The organism is Micromonospora sp. NPDC005220 (genome assembly GCF_040607895.1).
Classification (GTDB): Bacteria; Actinomycetota; Actinomycetes; order Mycobacteriales; family Micromonosporaceae; genus Micromonospora.
On record NZ_JBEXHP010000008.1, the window covers coordinates 67,134 to 84,215 of the forward strand.

Genomic DNA, 17,082 nt, shown 5'->3' on the forward strand with positions numbered 1-17,082 from the left:
CAAATCGACGCGACCGTCTTCCCACCCGTCCCGCCAGTAACTATGTTCACCAATGGTCCCCCTAGTGGGATCGATCTCCCACCGGCCCGTACCCCCGTTGGGCCGGTTCCCTCACACCGGAGGTACCACGTGCGCAAAGTCGCAGTGGGTCTGCTCGGGCTCTCACTGACGGCGACGGGCCTGGCTTTCGGCCCGTCCGCCTCGGCGGCGCCTCAGCCCAAACTGCCGGCGGCAGCACCGGCCGCTGCCGAACCACAGGCACTGAAGGATGAGCTCCCCGACAAGCTTGAGGACAAGCGCCGCGCACTGCGTGAGCAGGGGCTCAGCGACGTGCTGAGTGGCCGTAGCAAGCCGATCGAGCGCAACGGCAGCACTGTCGTCAAGGTCGGCCAGGTCGGTAAGACGGCCACCAACGCCAACGCGCGCTCTGCCGGCGCGAAGGCCACCAAGGACCAGTACGTCGAGCTCAAGCGGGAGCGGACCGACAAGATCTTCGTGATCCTGGCCGAGTTCGGGGACGAGCGGCACCCGTCCTACCCGGACAAGGACATGAACCCGGACATCGCCGGACCGACGACGTTCGAGGGTCCGCTGCACAACAAGATCCCCGAGCCCAACCGGGCCGTGGACAACTCCACCATCTGGCAGCCGGACTTCAGCCCGGAGCACTTCCGTCAGCTGTACTTCGGCACCAACCCGGGCGACGAGTCGCTCAAGCAGTACTACGAGGCGCAGTCCTCGGGTCGCTACACCGTCGACGGTGAGGTGACCGACTGGGTCAAGGTCCGGTACAACGAGGCCCGCTACGGTCGCTCCGACGACCCGATCCCGGACCCGGAGCCCGGCCAGGAACCGGACCCGCGGGACGACCCGGCCGTCTGCGCCGACAACGTGTGCTCGAACACCTGGGCGCTGGTCCGCGACGCCGCCAACCAGTGGGTCGCCGACCAGAAGGCCAAGGGCCGGACGGACGCGCAGATCGCCACCGAGATGAAGTCCTTCGACCAGTGGGACCGCTTCGACTACGACGGTGACGGCGACTTCAACGAGCCGGACGGCTACATCGACCACTTCCAGATCGTCCACTCCGGCGGCGACCAGGCCGACGGTGACCCGCAGCAGGGTGAGGACGCCATCTGGAGCCACCGCTGGTCGGCGTACAACAGCTCGCCCGTCGGCCCGCCGAACTTCCCGATCGGCGGCACCCAGATCGGCAACACCGGCGTCTGGATCCGCGACTACACGATCCAGCCGGAAAACGGCGGCCGTAGCGTCTTCTACCACGAGTACGGCCACGACCTGGGCCTGCCGGACGACTACGGCCCGGGGGACAACAACAACGAGCACTGGACCCTGATGGCCCAGAGCCGGCTCGGCGCCAAGAACGACGCCGGCATCGGCGACCGTGGCGGCGACCTCGGCGCGTGGAACAAGCTCCAGCTCGGTTGGCTCGACCACGAGGTGATCGTGGCGGGGCAGAAGCGCTCGCTGGAGCTCGGCCCGCAGGAGTACAACTCCACCAAGGCGCAGGCCGCGGTGGTGGTGCTGCCCAAGCGGGAGTACACCTTCAACTACGGCGCACCGTTCGAAGGGTCCAAGCAGTACTTCTCCGGAAACGAGGACGACCTCGACAGCAAAATGACGAGGACGTTCGACCTCACCGGGAAGTCCTCGGCGGCGCTGTCGCTCAAGGGCAAGTACAGCATCGAGGCCGGATACGACTACCTCTACTTCGAGGCGTCCACGGACGGCGGTAAGACCTGGACCGACCTGGACGGCACTGTCAACGGCACCCCGATCGGCGTCGACGGCGCGGGCCGCCCGGCCCTCGCCGGCACCAGCAGGGGCGCCTGGACGGACATCAACATCCCGCTGACCTCGGTCGCCGGCAAGGTGGCGCAGGTCCGCCTGCACTACGTCACCGACGGTGGCGTCTCCGAGGGCGGCTTCTTCGGTGACGCGATCACCGTGACCGCCGACGGCCAGACCGTGTTCAGCGACGGCGCCGAGACCGACGCCGGCTGGGCCCTGGAGAAGTTCCAGGTCGTCGGGGCGAACTACACCCGGCTGTTCGACAACTTCTACATCGCCGGCAACCGGTCGTACGTCTCGTACGACAAGTACCTGAAGACCGGCCCGTACTTCTTCGGCTACGCGAACACCCGCCCGGACTGGGTGGACCACTACGCGTACCAGGAGGGCCTGCTCATCTCGTACTGGAACACCCGCTGGTCGGACAACAACACCGCCCCGGTGTCCCCGACCAACCCGGGTGGTCACCCGGGTGAGGGTCGCAACCTGTACATCGACGCGCACCCGCGCCCGATCTACAACCTGACCGGGGCACCCTGGCGCGCTCGCGTCCAGGTGTACGACGCCCCGTTCAGCCTGAACAAGGCCGACTCGTTCACCCTGCACCTCAACAGCCAGCCGCAGTACATCCGTGGCCAGGCTGCCGAGCCGCTGTTCGACGACACCAAGAAGTACTTCTACGAGGAGCTGCCGAACCACGGCGTCAAGCTTCCCGCGACCGGTGTCAAGATCAGGGTTCTGGAGCAGGACGGCACCTCGATGAAGATCCGGATCAGCTGACCACTGATCCCGCACCAACCAGCGACGCCCGGGCAGGTCAACTGCCCGGGCGTCGCCCTTTGTCCGACACCTCCCGGATGGCTCGGACCGGGTTCTCCTGGGGCAGTCGAGCCACCTCCCCTGGTCTCCGTCCGGGGGCAACCCGGGGCTTTCCCCTGTTCAACGCGACCACCGGGGCCGCCTGCGGCAACCGGGTCCTAGGCTGTCTGCCATGACCGACCAGCGCGGCGGGGCCGTCGACGAGTCCTGTGTCCTCACCGAGGGGCCGTGGACGCACCGTTTCGTCGGCGCCAACGGCAGCCGGTTCCACGTTGTCGAGGCCGGCACCGGCCCGATGGTGCTCTTCCTGCACGGCTTCCCCGAGCACTGGTGGGCCTGGCACCAGATGCTGCCGGCGGTCGCCGACGCCGGCTTCCGGGCGGTCGCCGTCGACCTGCGCGGCTACGGCGCCAGCGACAAACCACCCCGGGGGTACGACGGCTACACCCTCGCCGCCGACATCGCCGGCCTGATCCGCGCGCTCGGTGAACGATCCGCGACGATCGTCGGCAGCGGCCTCGGCGGCATGGTGGCCTGGACTGTCGCCTCGTTCCACCCGTCCCTGGTCCGCCGGCTCGTGGTGCTGGGGGCACCGCACCCGCTGCGACTGCGCGCCGCCATCTTCGCCGACCCGCGCGGGCAGTTCACCGCCTCCACCCCGGCCCTGAAGTTCCAGCTACCCCGCTACGAGCACGTGCTGACCCGCGACGGCGCGGCGGCCGTCGGCGAGATCATGCGCCGCTGGGGCGGCCCACAGTGGGTCGACGGGCCGGACTTCGAGGCGTACGCCGAGCGGTGCCGGGAGGCGATGCGCATCCCGCAGGCCGCCTTCTGCGCTCTGGAGGGTTACCGCTGGGCGTTCCGCTCGCTGCTGCGGCTGCACGGCTACCGGTTCGTCCGCCTGATGCAGAAGCCGCTGTCCACCCCGACCCTGCAACTGCACGGCGCCCTGGACACCGCCTCCCTGCCCCGGACCGCGCTGGGCTCGGGCCGGTACGTCGTCGCCCCGTACGAGTGGCGACTGCTCGACGGGGTGGGGCACTTCCCGCACCTGGAGACACCGGAGCTGGTGCTTGGTGAAATCCTGCGGTGGGCGAAGACCTGACCGGTCAGACCCGCTGCTCCCGCAGATCGGTGACCTCGGCGGCCGGCGCCCAACCCTGGTAGACACCGAAGTCGAAGACCTCCAGCCGCATCGCCTCGGCCACCGGCCAGCGACCACCGGTGTACTCCACCCGCAGCCAGGCGTCGTGCTCGCCGAGCACGATGAACGGCTGCCCCTTCCAGGTGCAGGTGGTCCGCACGTACGCCAGATCCTCGATCTCGCTCGCCGGCAGCACCCGGACGTAGCGGCCCGCGCGGACCTCCTCGAAACCCTCGCCCGGCTCGGGCTGGTAGAGGCGGATGTTGTCGCCGTCCGGGCTGGCCTGGTATTCCCGGCCCTGCCAACGGGCCACGTAACCGTCGCGCATCACGCCTCCCCGACCCGTCGCCAGGTGACCGAGTCGGTGTCCAGTTCCGCGACCACCCGCTCGGTGCCGTCCGCGCCGATCCGCCAGAGCTGGGCGCCGTGCGGCAGGCGTGCGCTGTCCACTTTGAACTCGGCCACGACGTCGCTGCTCTCGCCCGGGGCGAAGCCGTTGCCCCGGAACGGCGGGCGTTCGATGACCCAGCCCTCCATGGCCCGCATCGCCGGCTCGTTCTGACCGCCGTACGGGATGCGGTAGAGGCTCGGCCGGTGCGCCGGCCAGCGCAGCACGTAGATCTCCTCGGCGTCCGGGGCGAACGGCGAGCCGGGGTAGCTGAGGCCCAGCGCGTCGTGCAGCTGAGCCGGTGTGGTCAGGTGGGACAGCTCACCGGCCCGGTGCACGAACCCGGACACCCGGTCGTACCCGCGATCCAGGTAGTACGCGAGCTGGCTGGGCGCGATCGCCTTCTGCATGACCGTGGGCCGGGTCGGGTCGACCGCCGCGGGGGCGTACCGGGGGCGGGCGGTGGGCTCGGCCACGGCCGGCGCTTCCTCCTGGTCCACCTCCAGGTCGTCCCCGAGCCCCACCTCGGCGGCCCAGTTGGCCAACGCGACGATCTGCTCACCGGGCAGCTTGGCACCGACCGGCGTGCCCGGGTTGACGGCGAACGACCAGTCCTCGTCGGGCCAGCGACGGATCAGTTGGGCGAACTTCACCCGGACCGTGTCGACGTCCTCCTCGACGTGGTCGGCGAGGCGTTCCGCCGAGGTGTAGACCACCACGTACGTCTCGCCGTCGAGCTGCCCGGTACGCCAGACGAAGCCGGGATCCCCCGGGCGGCTCCCCCGCACCGAGTCCGGTGCCGCCGGCAGCAGCACCCGGGCCAGCAGCAGCGTGGACAGGAACGTGTCGGTGCTGCCGGAGCTGGCGGCGCTGAGCAGGTCCTCCTCGACCGTGTTGGCCGGCTCGAACTCCACCGGCGGCGGCTCGTCGGCCGGCGACCGCGGACCGTCGCCCGCGATCGCGCTCTCGCCGCTGCCGGCCCGGTCCGTACCGGTCGGCCCGACCGACGAACTACCGCCGTCGGCGCGGTCGCCACTGACCGGGGCGTCGACTCGGCGGTCGATAGCCGGATCACCCGGGCCGTCGCCGACCTCTGTCGGCGTTACGAGGTGTGGGCTGGACGGGTTCGAGGCGGGCCGACCGGGCGTGAACGACGCGGGCCCGGACGGGCTGGGACCGAAGGACGACGGACCGAACAGGCCCGGACCGGGAGGCGCCGATCCGAACGACGGCGGCGCGGCCTCGGCGGGGCTGGCAGACGACGGACCGAACAGGCCCGGACCGGAGGGCGCCGGGCCGAACGGCGGGGCGGCCTCGGTGGGGCTGGGCCGGCGGGGCGTCTGGGCCGGCGCGCTGCTCTCCACCGGCTCGGTGAGGTCGCGGGACTCGATGATGGTGCCCTCGATGACGATGGGCGTGAAGCCGCGGCGCGGCGCGGGTGGCCCGGAGACCGGTTCCGCGACGGACGGTGGCAGCTCCTCCGGCGGCGGCCCGAACCGGCCCGACCGGTCCTGGGGGATCGCCTGCGTCTCCTCGGCCGACGGACCGGGCCGCCCAGGCGCGCCGACCAGTGGCGACTCACCGGTGATCCGGAACGCGCGGGTGGGCTCCTCGGCCAGCGGGTTGTGCCGGCGCGGCGGCAGCGGCTGGGTGATCTCCTCGCCGGGTGGCGGTGCGCCCACCCCACGGGACGCGCCGAGGCCGCCCTCCGGCCGGGACGCGCCGAGGCGACCCTCCGGCCGACGCACCGGCTGGGTGGCTGCCGGGTCCGCCGCCATCGGAAACGCCCGTGTCGCGGTCTCGTCGCCCGGCGCTTCGGCTGGGCGGCGGCGCGGGAAGGGCTGGCTGCCTCGCCCGAACCGGCTCGGCGGGGCCGCCCGGTCAGCGGGACGCCCCCCGCCCGAGGCCGGGTCGCGGGCCGGGCTGGGGTCGAAGAAGGAGCGCCGAGGTGCCGCCTGGGGGCCGCCGTTGCCGTTACCCGCGGCGGGGCCGTCGACGTCGCCCGGCCGGGTCGCTGCCGGCCAGCCCACGCTCGGACCGGGCTGATCGGTGGTGGGAGTGGCGGACGCCAACGGGGTGAACCGGGACGGCCGCCCGGTGCGGGGCAGGGCTCCGCTGCCCGGCGCGGGCCGGGGCGGTGGCTCGGTCGGGTGCCGCTGAACGCCGGCGGGCAGGTCCTCCTCGCCGGGTCGGCGCGGCGGCTCGGCGGGGACGGGTGGTCGGGGCGCCGGGCCCGGCACCGGAGGGGCACCCACCCGAGGGGCCCGCCGGGGCGAGATCGGGGCAGCCGGACCCGGTTCGGGCCCGGCAGCCGGCGGCGACCCGGCGGCCGGCGCGGCGTCCCGAGGTGGCATGCCGGGCCGGGTGCGGGCCAACGTCTCGGCCCGCTCCAGGCGAGCGCGGGCACCCATGGCGCGGCCGGGCAGTCGCACGTCGCCGCGGGACAGCTGCGACACGAACCAGGCCGGCAGGTAACCCTCGACCGGCAGACCCGGATTGACGGCGAGCCACCACTCGTGGTTGGGCCAGCTGGCCGCGAGATCGGCGAAGGGGATGCGTCGGTTGCCGCCGGCGTTGTCGCCGAGGCAGGCCTGCAAGGCGGCGGCGGAGGTGAAGGCCAGGACGTGGGTCCGGCCGCCGGTGGTCCAGGTGCCCCATCCGGCGGGTGGCTGGCCGGGCTGCGTCGGCGCGGAGACCGGCAGCAGCACATCGGTGCGGGACAGGAGTCGGAAGTAGAGCTCCTGGTCGTTGGCGCGCAGCGCGTCGCGCATCGCCACCTCGGCCTCCGTGGCCGGCTCCCATTCGGTCACGGCCACCTCCCCTTCCGAGAACAGGCCACAGGTATCGCGTACAACCTACAAGGTGGTACCAAGATCACAATGGCTGGCCGGCGGCGGTCTGCCCGGGAGCGGGGGAGGCGATAACATCCCGTTCCGGAGCCGACACGATACGGAGGGTGTCGATGTCCCGATCGATCACGCGCCCGGTGCTCGCAGGTCTGGCCGCCAGCCTGTTGACCGTACCGGCCCTGCCGACCGCCGCCGCCACCGCCGGGCTCCGGGCGGCACCGGCCTGCGCGACCCCACTCGCCCCCGTCCGGCCGGTCGCGGCCACACCCTGGCCCCAGCGACGGTACGACCCGGCGCGGCTCGCGCCGCTGGCCACCGGCGTCGGGGTGACCGTCGCGGTGGTCGACTCCGGGGTGGACCGGGTGCACCCGCAGTTGGCGGGGCGGGTGCTGGCCGGCACCGATCTGCTCGACCCCGGCGGGGACGGTGGCCGGGACTGCGCCGGGCACGGCACCGGTGTGGCGAGCATCATCGCGGCGGCACCCCGCCCCGACGTTGCCTTCCGCGGCCTGGCGCCGGGCGCTCGAATCCTGCCGGTGCGGGTGAGCGAGCAGCAGGTGGTGCAGGGGCGGGAGTCGGGGCGTACGGTCAGCGCCGACGAGTTCGCCCGGGCCATCCGGTGGGCCGTCGACCACGACGCCGACGTGGTGAACCTGTCCGTGGTGCTGTACGCGGACGACCCGGAGGTCCGTTCGGCCGTGCGGTACGCGGTCGACCGGAACGTGGTGCTGGTGGCCGCCGCCGGCAACCTGCACGACAGCGGGAACCCTCGACCGTTCCCCGCCGGCTACGACGGGGTGCTCGGCGTGGGCGCGATCGGGGCGGACGGCGGGCGCGCGACGTTCTCGCAGACCGGCCCGTACGTCGATCTGGTGGCACCGGGCAGTGAGGTGCTGACCGCCGCACCCGGCGCCGGCCACCATCGGGTCGAGGGCACCAGTTACGCGGCGCCCTTCGTGGCCGCCACCGCCGCGTTGCTGCGGGAGTACCGGCCGGAGTTGACCGCCGCCCAGGTGGTGGAGCGGATCATCGCCACCGCCGATCCAGCTCCGGGTGCGGGCCGGGGCGGCGGGTACGGCGCCGGGGTGCTGAACCCCTACCGGGCGGTCACCGAGACCGGCGGCGGCCGTGCGACCGGCGCGCGGGCGGTCGCCGGGCTGGCCGACGATCGGGCCGACCCGGCGCAGCTCGCCCGGCAGGCCCGCCGGGACGCCGCGCGGGACCGGGCCCTGCTGGTCGGCGCGGTGGCCGGCATGACGGCGGTCACCGTGGCGCTGCTCGCCCTGGTGGTGCCCCGGGGCGCCCGCCGACGCTGGCGCCCAGCCGGCCCGGCCTGAGCCCGCCCGCGCACGATCTGACCCCGCCCGCGCACGATCTGACCCCGCTCGCGCCCGGCCTGACCCCGCTCGCGCCCGGCCCCGACCTCCGACCGGCTGCGGGCGGGGCGCTGACCCGGACACGGTCAGCGCTCCCGGCCCACAACGCTCACTGGAACAGCCCGGTGTTCTTCTTCTCGGTGTCCAGGTAGTCGGTGGCGGAGTCGTTCACCGCCAACCTGATGTCACGCAGCATCCCCTGCAGGTCCTGCGAGGCCGAGCGCCACCGCGCCTGCCGCTGCTCGTAGGCCTGCCGCGCCTCGCCCGTCCAGCTCGCCACCAGTGGGGCGGCGTCCCGTTCGAGTTGGCCGAGTTGCGCGTCGAGGGTGTTCAACGCCTTCTGAATGTCAGCGCCGGCCTGCTGTAGCGCGGCGAAGTTGACGACCAGCACACCATGGTCCATCGGATTCCCTCCCCAGTGGGATCAGAGCGGCAGTTGGATGCCGCCGCGGTTGGTGCCGGCCACCCGGCTGGCCACCTCGTCGTCGGACACGTCGTACTGCCGGCCGGCGGTGCGGATCGCACCGGCGGTCTCGCGCAGCGCGCGGTGCAGCGCGGCCTGGTCCTGTGACCACTGCTGCTTGACCTGCTCGAACGACCGGCCACCAGCGCCACGCCAGGCCTGCTGCAACACCTCCAGCTCGGCCAGCAGGCCGGTCAGCATGGACTGCAACGACTGGTCCACCTGCTCGAACTTCGCGGCGGTCTGCTGCATCACCGCGGCTTCTGCCTTGGTCTGGGACACCCGGACATCACCTCGTCTCTCGGATCGCACTGGCCGTCGACGCGCCCACCCTGGACGGACGCGTCGTCGCTTGGCCCGGTCGTCGAGCACTGAGACACGGGTCAGCGAAGGACTTCGTGGCTGACGGTAGCGACCTCGTAGCAGTTCTGCTACCCCACCGGCTTCCCCTGTGGACAACCGAGCGGCCATCGGTCGCTTACGATGTGCCGCAGCCACGTCGCGGCGCGTGACGGGCCGTCGGAGGGCGGCCGGCCGCCCGACCCGGTCCCCACTGGTCGAGGAGGCACGGTGCCGGCGATCACCACCGGAGGGCCGCGCCCACCGACCCCGGTCGGGTCGCGGGCAGCCGCCTCCCCAGCGGCGACCGGGCCAGGTCGCCCCACCGACCGCGGCCCGGGGTCGGCCGACCAGCGCGCCCCCCGTCGCCGGTCGCCGGTGGACCGTTGGGTCACACTCGGCCGTCGCGCGGGCACCGGGGCGCGAGCCGGCCAGCTGGTCACCGCGCAGGTCGCGGCGGCGCTCGTCCTCGTCGCCCTCGGCCGACCCGCACCGGTCGTCGCGGTGGCCGCACTGGTGGCCGTGCTGCTGGTGGCGGCCGCCTGGGTGCCGGTTCGGGGGCGGTGGCTCTTCGAGTGGTTGGGCACCGCCGTCGGGCACCTCACCCACCGGCGGGCGCTGACCGGGCCGGCCGGACCGGCGGACCTGCTCGACCTGGTCGCACCGGGCACCGTGGTCCGCTCGACCGAGCTGACCGGCGGGCCCGCGGCCGTCCTGGAGGACACCACCGGCATGGTCGCGCTCCTGGAGCTCGGCGACCCCGGCGATCTGCTGGGCGACGCCTCCCAGCCGATCCCCACCCCGGCCGCGTTGCTCCCCCCGGCCGGGCCGGACCTGCCTCCGCTGCTGGTCCAGCTGCTGCTCGCCGGTGCACCGGCACCGGTGCCGGGCGCCGGTGGAACGGTCGGCACGTCGTACCGGCAGCTCACCGACGGGCGACTGGCGGGGCGCGAACGGGCGGTGGTGGCGGTCCGGGTGCTGCGCGGGAACGGTTGGTCCGAGGAGGACCTGCGCCGGGTACTCGCCGGCACGGTCCGCCGGATCGTCCGCCGGCTCGGGCCGTTGGCGGCGCGGCCACTCGGGGTGCCCGCGGCGCTGCGCGTCCTGGCCGAGCTGGCCCACCACGACGGCGAACCGGTCCGGGAGTCCTGGCCGGCGATCCGGTCCGGCACCCTGGTCCAGGCCACCTTCCGGCTGATCCAGTGGCCCGATGCCGGCGGTGCGGCTGGACGCCGGTTGGTGCCCCGCCTGCTCGCGCTGCCGGCGACGGCTACGACGGTGTCGATGTGCTCGGGTCCGTCGCCGATGATGTCGATGTCGTCGGGCCCGTCGGTGAGCAGCGGCGTGCCGACCGAGCTGACCGTACGCCTGGCTGCCGGGTCGGCGACCGAGTTGGCGGTGGCCACCGAGGCGCTGGTTCGCCTGGTGACCGACCTGGGTGGAAAGCTGCGACGGCTCGACGGGGCCCAGCTGGGCGGGTTGGCCGCCACGTTGCCGTTGGCGCTGAGGGCGCCCGGGGCGCAGCCCCGCCCAGGGGTGCCGGGGGCGCTTCCGGGCCCGGCGGTGGACGACTGGGAGCTGTCCCTGGGCGACGCGGGAATGATGGTCGGCACCAACCGGCACGGCCGAGCCGTCACGGTGCGACTGTTCCGGCCGGAGAGCACCCGGGTGCTTCTGGTCGGCGGGGTGCGCGCCGCCCAGCTGGTGGCCCTCCGCGCGCTGGCGCTCGGTGCCCTGGTGGTGGTGCAGACCGCCCGGCCGCGCGCCTGGGAGCCGTTCGTGCGCGGGGTTGGCGCTCCGGGCGGCACGATCCCGTTGCTCCCCCCGGGTCGGGCGGTAGCCGACGGAGTGGGCACCGCGCTACGTCCGTTGCTGCTGATCGTCGACGCCGGGCCGGTGGCGGCCGAGGCCGCGCCGGGCCCGCCGTGGCGGGCCACCCTGGTGGTACGGGACGAGCTGACCCCGGCCGATGTGGACGCGTTGAGCCGGGCCGACCTGGCGTTGCTCCAGCCGCTGACCTCCGCCGAGGCATCCCTGGCCGGCGCCGCGCTGGGGCTGGGCGGCTCGGCCGAGTGGCTGACCAGGATCAGGGAGGACATGGTGGCCGTGGTCAACCGCCGAGCGCTGCGCTGGGCACTGCTCTCCACCACGCCGATCGAGGCGCAACTGATCGGTTCGCCGGTACGCGGCTGATCCGCCAGGATGGCCGGCTGTCGGGTTACGCCGGTGCGTGGTCCGTGGCACGATCCCGGCCATGGATTTTCTGAAAGGTCTGCTGATTCGGCTGGCCAGCACAGCTCTGGCGTTCTGGCTGGCCACGCTCCTCATCCCGGGCATCTCCCTGGATTCGAACTCGGCCACCGAGACGGTGACCACAGTGCTTCTGGTGGCGGTGATCTTCGGGGTGGTCAACGCGGTCCTCCAGCCGATCATCAAGACCGTCGGTTGTGGCTTCTACCTGCTGACCCTGGGTCTCATCGCCCTGGTGGTGAACGGGCTGCTGTTCCTGCTCACCAGTTGGATCGCCGACCAGGCCGGGCTGCCGTTCGCGGTGGACGGTTTCTGGCCGGCAGCCGTGCTCGGCGCCCTCTTCGTGAGCATCGTGACCTGGATCCTCGGCGCCGTCCTCGATCGGGACTGACCGGCGACCAGCCAGCACCCACCCGGCCCGTCCGGGGTTCCGACCTCGGCCGGAGCCCCGGACGGACCGGTGACCAGAGTTCGGGAATTGGCCGGCCGCAGCGCCCACCTCGACGATTAACGTCGCGGCATGTTCTCGCTGACCTACCCCGACGGCCACCTGCTCAGCACCGATCCGGCGCGGATCGACCTGGACCTGGTGCACCACTGGTTGTCCACCGACGCGTACTGGGCGCTCGGACGGGACCGGGAGACCACCGAGCGCGCGTTCGCCGGCGCACTGCCGTTCGGCATCTACCGGCCGGAGGACGGCCGCCAGGTGGCGGTGGCCCGGGTCGTCACGGACCGCGCCACCTTCGCCTGGCTCTGCGACGTGTACGTCGACCGCGCCGCCCGGGGCCGCGGGCTGGGCGGATGGCTGGCCGGCGCGGTCCGCGACCACCTGGCCGAGTTCGGCGTACGCCGGATCCTGCTCTGCACCAACGACGCGCACCAGGTGTACGCGCGGGTGGGCTTCGCGCCGCTGGGTGCCCCGGAGCGGTGGATGCAGCTGGACCAGCGACCCCCGGTGACCCCGATCACCGGAAAGGAACAAAGCAGCACTACGCCCCTTACGGTAGAGGCGTGACGCCACTCCGCCTGGGATACCTCTACGGCCTCGGCGCGTACCTGCTCTGGGGTTTCTTTCCGCTCTACCTGAAGTTGCTGCGACCCGCCGGCCCGCTGGAGATCCTGGCCCACCGGATCGTCTGGTCGGTGGTCTTCGTGGCCCTGTTGCTGGCGGCGCTGCGCAATGTCGGCTTCCTGCGGGCGCTGCTGCGCCGCCCCTGGGCGATGGCGGGGATCGCCGCCGCCGCCGCGTTGATCGCGGTCAACTGGGGCACCTACATCTACGGGGTCAACTCCGACCGGGTGGTGGAGACCGCGCTCGGCTACTTCATCAACCCGCTGGTCGTGGTGCTGCTCGGGGTGACGGTGCTGCGGGAGCGGCTACGCCCGGCGCAGTGGGTGGCGCTGGGGATCGGCGGGTCGGCGGTCGCGGTGCTCACCGTGGACTACGGCCGGTTGCCCTGGCTGGCGTTGACCCTGGCGTTCAGCTTCGCCGGGTACGGCCTGGTCAAGAAGCGCCTCGGGCTGCCGGCGGCCGAGGGGCTCTTCGTCGAGTCGGCGGTGCTGGCGTTGCCGGCGCTGGGCTACCTCGGCTGGCTGACGGCAAACGCGGACCTGACCTTCGGGCACGTCTCGGCCGGGCACACCGCGCTGTTGGTGCTGGCCGGCGCGGCCACCGCGATTCCGCTGCTCATGTTCGCCGGGGCGGCCAACCGGCTGCCGCTGAGCAGCCTCGGCATGATCCAGTACCTGGCGCCGATCCTCCAGCTCGGCTGCGGTGTGCTGATCTTCCACGAGCCGATGCCGCCGGCCCGGCTGGCCGGCTTCGCACTGGTCTGGCTGGCCCTGATCGTCTTCACCGCCGACGCCGTCCGAACCTCCCACCGCACCCGCCAGTCCCGCCACTCCCCACCCCCACCCACGGTCGATCATGCAGTTATGGTGCCCGTCCAGCACTAGTTTGGGCGATTTGTCACCCACCACAACTCCTTGATCGACGCGGATGGGCGGGGCGGGGTGGGGTGGGGCGCGGCGGACGCGGATAAGCGGGGCGGGGTTACGGGACGGCGTAGGTGAGGAGCGGGGTGCCGTCGGCTCTCTGGAGCTCCACGCTGACCAGCTCGGCGTCGGTGAACCTGGTGGCGCCGGTGAAGCTGAGGTCGTCGCCGGGGGCCGCCAGCCAGGAGCCGATCTGCTCGGTGGCGCCGTTCGGGCCGCGCGCCACCAGCCGGAACGGGTACGCCTTGCCGTAGCTCGTCCGCGCGTCGTACCCGCAGCGCATCCGCACCTCGGTGCCCCACTTGGTGCCGGTGAGCCCGAGGTCGGCGTGCACCGGCCCGGCGGCGGCCACCGGTCGCATGGCGACCATCGACACCTGCGGGGCCGGGTTGCCCTGCGCGCCGGGGGGCCCGGAGGGGTTCCCCGGTCGAGGCAGCGCCACTGCGGTGCCCACACCGACCAGCAGCGCCAGCCCGGCGGCGGCCAGTGTGGTCAGTGCGTACCGTCGCCGGTCCGCGGCGCGTTCCCGACGACGGCGCTGGCGGGCCTCGTCGAGCAGCGCGGGCACCCGGGGCGGGGCCGGCGGCGGCAGGATCTGCTCCAACCCCGCCGGGTCGAGGCGGCCGAGCAGACCGGGCAGCACGGCGATCTCGGCGACCGCCTCCCGGCACGAGGCGCAGCCGCCGAGGTGCCGCTCGTAGGCCGCCCGTTCGGCGGGGGCCAGGGCTCCCAGCACGTACGCGCCGTCGTCGTACGCGAACTCGCACCGGGTCATCCCGTCACCCCCATCTCGGCCAGGACCAACCGTAGAGACCGCAGCGCGTAGTGGGTGCGGGACTTCACGGTCCCTGGCGGTACGCCCAGGCGGGACGCCGCCTCGGCCACCGACCGCCCCTGGTAGAAGCACTCGACCAGCACTTCCCGGTGGGTCGGGCTCAGCCGGTTCAGGGCCTCGGCGACGGTCCACGCCTCCACCGCCCGCTCGGCCTCGTCGATCACCTCGGGTGGTTCCGGCAGGTCGTCGGTGAACACCTCGCCGACCCGGGTGGATCGCCGCCGCCAGGCGTCGATGGCCAGGTTGCGGGCGGTGGTGAACAGCCAGGACCGCACCGACCCGCGCCTCGGGTCGAGGGACTCCGGATGTCGCCAGGCCCGCAGCAGCGTCTCCTGCACCAGGTCCTCGGCCCGCTGCCGGTCCCCGTTGACCAGCCGCAGGGCATGGGCGTACAGCGCCTCCGCGTGCTCGTCGTGCAGCGCGCGCAGCAGTTGGGCGTCGTGGTCGCTGATGGCTGTCTCCTCGCTTCCGGCGCGCGTCCGGCGGTGCGTCCGCTCGGGAATACGTGCGGTCACGCCGATCGGTTCAGACCGAGGTCAGACCGGTTGCCTGGTGGTTGCCACCCACGAAGGTGTTCACGCCCGGTTCACATCGTGGCCGACGGGCGCTCACCACGTCCTCCTAGCGTCCGGCTGGTACGCCGCCTGTCGTGCCACCGACTTCTCTGGAGGCTTCCCCCATGAGCGACCGTCCCCGGCTGCTCCCCCTGTTGACCGGCACCCGCCATGGCACCCGTGACGCCATGACCTGCCTGTACCGGTGCGGAAACGCGTGTGACCACCCGGTGCCGAACACCTCCGACAACGCGTACTTCGGTGATGTGGTGAACGCCGAGGTGTCGCGGCGTGGCGTGGTCCGGGCCGGCGCGGTCGGCGCGCTGGTGCTCGGCTTCGGCGGCGCGGCAGCCGGTGCGCTCGCCGGCGCGGCTCCGGCCGTGGCGGCCCCGGGCACGCCGGACGTCCCGGAGGCCTTCGGTTTCGGCCGCCCCGGCACCGGGGTCGGCAGCGGCGCGCTGACCTTCAAGCCGATCCCACCGAACAAGCTGGACACCCTGGTCGTGCCGAACGGCTACGACCACGCCGTGGTGATCAAGTGGGGTGACCCGGTGCTGCCGGGCGCGCCGGAGTTCAACCTGCACCACCAGACCGCCGCCGCGCAGTCCAGGCAGTTCGGCTACAACAACGACTTCGTGGGCGTGCTGCCGCTGGACAAGCAGGGCAAGCGGGCGCTGCTCGTGGTCAACCACGAGTACACCAACGAGGACCTGATGTTCCCCGGCTTCCCCGGCCTGGACGGGCTCTCCGTGGAGCAGCTGCGCACCGCCATGGCCGCGCACGGCATGTCCGTGGTGGAGCTGGAGCGGGTCGCCGGCACCGGGCAGTGGAAGCCGGTCGACAAGGGTCCGCGGCCGTACAACCGGCGGGTCACCGCGCTGAGCACCAAGTTCGACCTGACCGGCCCGGCCGCCGGCTCGGCGTGGTTGAAGACCGCCGCCGATCCCAAGGGCCGCACCGTCGTCGGCACGCTGAACAACTGCGCCGGTGGGGTGACCCCGTGGGGCACCGTGCTCTCCGGCGAGGAAAACTTCAACCAGTACTTCGTCGGCGCCGACGCCGCCCCGGCCGAGCTGAAGCCGAAGCTGGACCGCTACGGCATCAGCACCGCCAGCCGCTACCCCAGCGGCAGCCGCAAGTGGGAGCGCGCGGACGAACGCTTCGACCTGGCGAAGCACCCCAACGAGGCACACCGGTTCGGTTGGGTCGTCGAGATCGACCCGTTCGACCCGGAGAGCCGCCCGCGCAAGCACACCGCGATGGGCCGGTTCAAGCACGAGGGCGCCAACGTGATCGTGGCGAAGGACGGCCACGTGGTCGCGTACATGGGCGACGACGAGCGCTTCGACTACCTGTACAAGTTCGTCTCGGACCAGAAGTTCATGAAGGGCAACTCCTGGGCTGCCCGCAAGCACAACCTGACCCTGCTGGAGTCCGGCACGCTCTACGTGGCGAAGCTCGACCAGACCAGCGCCGCCGAGATCGACGGCTCGGGCAAGCTCCCCACCGACGGCGCGTTCAACGGCCGGGGTAGCTGGATCAAGCTGGTCAGCGGCAACCGGTCGTTCGTCGACGGGATGACCGCCGCGGACGTGCTCACCTTCACCCGGCTCGCCGGTGACAAGGTCGGCGCGACCAAGATGGACCGCCCCGAGGACGTCGAGCCGAGCCTGCTCATCGGCAAGGTGTACGTGGCGCTGACCAACAACACCAACCGGGGCGTCGGCAGCAACCCGAAGGCGGACGAGGCCAACCCGCGCACTGCGAACAAGCACGGGCAGATCCTGGAGCTGGTCGAGGACCGCAACGACAACACCTCGGAGACCTTCGCCTGGTCACTGCCGATCGTCTGCGGCGACCCGACCGACCCGTCGACCTTCTTCGCCGGGTACGACAAGACCAAGGTCTCCCCGATCTCCTGCCCGGACAACGTCGCCTTCGACGCCACCGGCAACCTCTGGATCTCCACCGACGGCAACGCGCTGGGCAGCAACGACGGCCTGTTCGCCGTCGCCGTGGAGGGTCCGGAGCGGGGTCACCTCAAGCAGTTCCTGACCGTGCCGCTCGGCGCGGAGACCTGCGGCCCGTTCATCACCGGCGACAACCGCTCGGTCTTCGTCGCGGTGCAGCACCCGGGCGAGATCACCGGTGCCTCGGTGGAGAACCCGGCGTCGAACTGGCCGGACGGTGACTACGCCAAGCCGGGCGTGGTGGTCACCTGGCGCCTCGACGGCGGCCCGGTGGGCAGCTGAGGT

14 protein-coding genes are annotated in these 17,082 nt (G+C 72.6%); 8 read left to right on the plus strand and 6 right to left on the minus strand.

What is annotated here, in order from left to right; translation table 11 throughout:
* Nucleotides 1-144 precede the first annotated feature (144 nt).
* Together ABZU52_RS05825 and ABZU52_RS05830 are read left to right on the plus strand one after the other, a co-directional pair.
* Nucleotides 145-2,592, plus strand: coding sequence for an immune inhibitor A domain-containing protein (locus ABZU52_RS05825; RefSeq protein WP_354969980.1), 2,448 nt, complete (start codon nt 145-147; stop codon nt 2,590-2,592).
* A gap of 211 nt (nt 2,593-2,803) precedes the next feature.
* Nucleotides 2,804-3,736, plus strand: coding sequence for an alpha/beta hydrolase (locus tag ABZU52_RS05830; RefSeq protein ID WP_354969926.1), 933 nt, complete (start codon nt 2,804-2,806; stop codon nt 3,734-3,736).
* A gap of 4 nt (nt 3,737-3,740) precedes the next feature.
* Here ABZU52_RS05830 and ABZU52_RS05835 read toward each other — a convergent pair whose 3' ends face one another.
* Together ABZU52_RS05835 and ABZU52_RS05840 are read right to left on the minus strand one after the other, a co-directional pair.
* The gene (locus tag ABZU52_RS05835; protein WP_112585716.1) at nt 3,741-4,106 is read right to left on the minus strand and encodes a hypothetical protein; all 366 of its coding nucleotides are present in this window, start codon (nt 4,104-4,106) and stop codon (nt 3,741-3,743) included.
* Entirely contained in the window at nt 4,103-6,973 is a 2,871-nt protein-coding gene (locus tag ABZU52_RS05840) for an SseB family protein (RefSeq protein WP_354969927.1), read from the minus strand. Before ABZU52_RS05840 ends, ABZU52_RS05835 begins: the two co-directional genes overlap by 4 nt.
* A 152-nt stretch (nt 6,974-7,125) precedes the next feature.
* Between ABZU52_RS05840 and mycP the strand changes: the two genes are divergently transcribed.
* Nucleotides 7,126-8,349, plus strand: a complete 1,224-nt coding sequence (gene mycP, locus ABZU52_RS05845; RefSeq protein WP_354969928.1) for a type VII secretion-associated serine protease mycosin — start codon at nt 7,126-7,128, stop codon at nt 8,347-8,349.
* 148 nt (nt 8,350-8,497) lie between these two features.
* On the opposite strand, the gene ABZU52_RS05850 is transcribed toward mycP, so the two are convergent.
* On the minus strand, nt 8,498-8,791 hold the full coding sequence (locus ABZU52_RS05850) for a WXG100 family type VII secretion target (protein ID WP_112585712.1): 294 nt from the start codon (nt 8,789-8,791) through the stop codon (nt 8,498-8,500).
* A gap of 21 nt (nt 8,792-8,812) precedes the next feature.
* The gene (locus ABZU52_RS05855) at nt 8,813-9,133 is read right to left on the minus strand and encodes a WXG100 family type VII secretion target (protein WP_030334170.1); all 321 of its coding nucleotides are present in this window, start codon (nt 9,131-9,133) and stop codon (nt 8,813-8,815) included.
* Between the two features lie 288 nt (nt 9,134-9,421).
* On the opposite strand from ABZU52_RS05855, the gene eccE reads away from it, so the two are divergent.
* From eccE to rarD, 4 genes are all read left to right on the plus strand, one after another.
* Complete coding sequence (gene eccE, locus ABZU52_RS05860; protein ID WP_354969929.1) at nt 9,422-11,383, plus strand: type VII secretion protein EccE; 1,962 nt, start codon at nt 9,422-9,424, stop codon at nt 11,381-11,383.
* Between the two features lie 61 nt (nt 11,384-11,444).
* A complete protein-coding gene (locus ABZU52_RS05865) occupies nt 11,445-11,831 on the plus strand; it encodes a phage holin family protein (protein WP_354969930.1) in 387 nt (128 codons plus the stop codon).
* Nucleotides 11,832-11,960: 129 nt separating this feature from the next.
* Complete coding sequence (locus ABZU52_RS05870; protein ID WP_354969931.1) at nt 11,961-12,458, plus strand: GNAT family N-acetyltransferase; 498 nt, start codon at nt 11,961-11,963, stop codon at nt 12,456-12,458.
* Nucleotides 12,455-13,399, plus strand: coding sequence for an EamA family transporter RarD (rarD, locus tag ABZU52_RS05875; protein ID WP_354969932.1), 945 nt, complete (start codon nt 12,455-12,457; stop codon nt 13,397-13,399). The genes ABZU52_RS05870 and rarD overlap by 4 nt, the downstream gene beginning before the upstream one ends.
* Before the next feature lie 97 nt (nt 13,400-13,496).
* Here the strand turns inward: rarD and ABZU52_RS05880 are convergent, their stop codons facing one another.
* Nucleotides 13,497-14,213 (minus strand): zf-HC2 domain-containing protein, encoded by a 717-nt coding sequence (locus tag ABZU52_RS05880; protein ID WP_354969933.1) that lies wholly within the window; start codon nt 14,211-14,213, stop codon nt 13,497-13,499.
* Entirely contained in the window at nt 14,210-14,725 is a 516-nt protein-coding gene (locus ABZU52_RS05885; RefSeq protein WP_051708644.1) for a sigma-70 family RNA polymerase sigma factor, read from the minus strand. Before ABZU52_RS05885 ends, ABZU52_RS05880 begins: the two co-directional genes overlap by 4 nt.
* 227 nt (nt 14,726-14,952) lie before the next feature.
* Here ABZU52_RS05885 and ABZU52_RS05890 point away from each other — a divergent pair, with 227 nt between their 5' ends.
* On the plus strand, nt 14,953-17,079 hold the full coding sequence (locus ABZU52_RS05890; RefSeq protein ID WP_354969934.1) for a PhoX family phosphatase: 2,127 nt from the start codon (nt 14,953-14,955) through the stop codon (nt 17,077-17,079).
* The last annotated feature ends 3 nt before the right edge of the window (nt 17,080-17,082 follow it).